The sequence below is a fragment of the Flavonifractor sp. An306 genome (assembly GCF_002159455.1).
GTDB lineage: Bacteria > Bacillota > Clostridia > Oscillospirales > Oscillospiraceae > Flavonifractor.
Genome location: NZ_NFIQ01000147.1, coordinates 1 through 3,020, shown reverse-complemented (window position 1 = coordinate 3,020; position 3,020 = coordinate 1). Strand labels below are relative to the sequence as shown.

Here is a 3,020-nt window from a genome sequence, read left to right as displayed (position 1 = left end):
TAGACGATATGTGGACGGTTGCAAATACCATCATCGTGGATGTCTACTCCAAAATCGCCGGCATCAGCACCGTGCTGGCCGGCCTCATGTCCGCGGTAGCCGTGGTGGGTGCCAAAATTTCAAACAACCAGCACAAAGTCGATCAGGCATGGGACTGGCTCAAGCGCATCTGGATCGCCTGGGCCATCGTCAACGGGATCGGCGCGTTCATCACCTATATCGCGCCCTTCTTCTCGGGCCTTGCCACCCTGACGCCCTGATCTACCCTACCTTGACCGCATCCTCCCACATATAGTTGTTTTCCGCGTTGGCCTCGGCTTCTCCGTCGGGGATAGGGTATTCAGCCAGACTGACGGCGGCCAGCATATCGCCCACCTCAAACACCAGGGCGTCATCGGCCTTCTCCTCGCTGACGTCGTATTCATCCACGGGGATGTCCCACTTTTCCTGCATGTCCCGGATGAACTGCTCCTTGTCCCATTCTCCCCTGGACAGCAGCACAAAGCCGGTGAAAACGCCGGTGTGGTCACTCTCGTCCTCGGCTTCTGCCTCGGCTCGCTTTGCAATCTCCTCCTGACACGCTTGAATCACCGCTGGGGCATTCTCGTCCTCCGGGTCCAGCTGGGCCCACCGCTGGGCGTAGGGGATAGCCTTTTCCTCCTGGCCATGGAGATACTGATATCCATAGGCCATCCGCATATTCCACTCCGCCTTGTCCTGGCCCTCCTCCCGGACAGACTCCAGCACATCAATGGCTCGGCGCAGGGCCTTATCTCCCTTATAGTTAGGGGTACCCTCGTCGTGGTCCCCAATGATGGCATAGTTCTCCAGCGCCCGTGCCATGGCATAGGCGGTGCGGTAGTTTCTCCAATCCTCCGGGATGGCATTCAATGCCTGGATGCAGCGGGTGTACTCGTCCTCATCGTTCCACTGCTCCAGCTGCTGGAAGAATTCTTCTTCGTTCTGCGGGGTGTAAGGGATATAGTCCATGCCCGTCAGCGTCTCGTCCAGTTCGGGGACCTGATCCTCATCGTCCGGCTCCTCCTCGGGCGGTGTTTTCAGATTCACTGTGCCCGCTTCACGGCGGAAGGTGTGGAAGCTGGCCCAGGGGATGTCCGTGCCCTCAAAGAATTCCTTGGCCTTCTGCAGAACAGCCCGGATGTCCCAGGCGATGAAGTCCACATAGCCGCAGAAAAGGCCGGTGGCTCCGCCGGTGAGGGTGAGGATCTCAGGGCCATCGCCAGTGGTGAACACTTCTTCCAGCTTGTCCCGGAAGTCGAAGATCTTCTCCGAGCCTTCCTCCTCCCGCAGGGTGTCCAGGGGATAGCAGAAGAAGCCCGCCGCCGCACCATCGGCCTGCAACTCGTCCATGAAGTCATTGTCGGCATCCAGATAGCCGTTGATGAGCGGCACACAGCAAGTGGAGCCGACCATCACATCCAGCCGCCAATCGGCGTTGGGGTCTTCATTGGGTTTCATTTCGTAGCCAAGATAGCTCTCCAGATAGGCTTCCGGGTCGGTGGAGAGTTCCAGACCTCGCTCCTTCAGAGCGTCGGGCAGCTGGGACATAAGCATGGACGGTTCTGCCTTGGGTTCCTCCAACACATCAAAGCTGCCTATGTATCTCATGTGGGGAATCTCGCCCAGCACTTGGTCGGTGAGGGTGGTGAGCATCCACCAGACACGGCCTTCCGCCTCCCGGAGCATGGGCAGCAGCTTTTCGCAGTAGGCGGAGAGGGCGAAGCTGTTTTCACCCTGCTCCTCCAGCCAGATCTGCACATCTTCACCGGAGATGTCCCATCCATCCTCGGTACGCAGACCGATGTTTTGGAGGGGTTGACGGCCCACAAGGATGTTCCAGTGCTCCAGCACCTCCTTGGGGGCGTGCTTCTGGAAGTAGACCAGCTCAAACAGCTTGACCTTGTCACCCTCCGGGGTGAGGATCAGCTCGTACTTCTCGCCGTTGAAGCCCATCTCGAAGGAGATTTCGTCAAACGCCTGGTTCAAAGCCCCTTCCATTTGGACCACGAGTTCGGCGCCGCGGGTGTGGTCTTTGTCGTCGTCCATCATCTGGCGCAGCTCCGCTTCCATCTCGGCAAAGGTTTCCCACCAGTCCTCTGTCCGTTCCCGGAAGCACTCCGAGAACTGTGGCAGAGAAATGCGGTGCTCGCAGTCATCAATGAGTTTTTGGGTGTCCTCGTCTCCAGGAAGTTTCTCCAGTGCCTTGCGGAAATACGGCAATGCCCGGCCCTCCTGGTCCAGAAAGTAATAGGAATATCCCATACGGAAGTTCCAGCAGTGGTCTTCCGCAAAGTATTCCTCATGGGGCTTGAGCAGAGCGATGGCCTTTTTGAGCATCTCTTTGCCGCCTGGCTTATATGGGTCTGCCAGATTGTTATAGGCGCGGGCCAGTTCGCTGTCCATCTCCGGGGTACGCTCCCCAGCAGGGATGGCCTCCAGCGCGTCAATGATTTTCTGATATTGGCCCTTTTCATGCCACTTCTGGCACTGCTCCAAAATGTCCATAGCGTGTTCCTCCTCGTTTTCTGCTTTCCAGTCTTTGATTTGCTGGAACATGCCATTCCCGTCCCGCTCAAAGGCGCAGGGGGCGGGGGTGTTCAGCAATGGAATGATGTCGGGATCGTCGTTGCAGATTGTGTTCAGCTTGTAAATCCCGGCATTGTTGGGGTCGTCCATGTACTCCTCGCTCTCATCACCGGCGGTGAAGCGCCAGCCACTGTCCCAGTCGCCGTCCGGCTTCTCCCGGTAGCAGTAGCCGACCTTGCAGCCCTCCACCGTGATACGGTTGGTGGCAATGCAGCCATCGGCACCCTTCCAGTCAGAGAGTAGAGGTTTCACATCCTCCGCTTTCACATGGTAGTCCCGGTTGCGGCCAGCAGCCTCGTACAGCTCCTTCCGCAGCGCCTCCACATCCCGAGCCATCTCCTGGATCTCCTCGTTGTCCATCATCTCACTGAGGTCATATTCCAGCGGATTCTGGGCAAAATCCGCCAGTGCCT

General features: G+C 58.0%; 2 protein-coding genes. One reads left to right on the top strand and one right to left on the bottom strand.

Annotated features, from left to right (window positions below; genetic code table 11):
• Window positions 1-260: hypothetical protein (locus B5F88_RS18865; protein ID WP_087936974.1), on the top strand; the 260-nt coding region annotated here is incomplete at its 5' end.
• Window position 261: 1 nt separating this feature from the next.
• On the opposite strand, the gene B5F88_RS18860 is transcribed toward B5F88_RS18865, so the two are convergent.
• The coding region (locus B5F88_RS18860; protein ID WP_140402202.1) for a DUF2185 domain-containing protein at window positions 262-3,020 on the bottom strand (2,759 nt) is incomplete at its 5' end.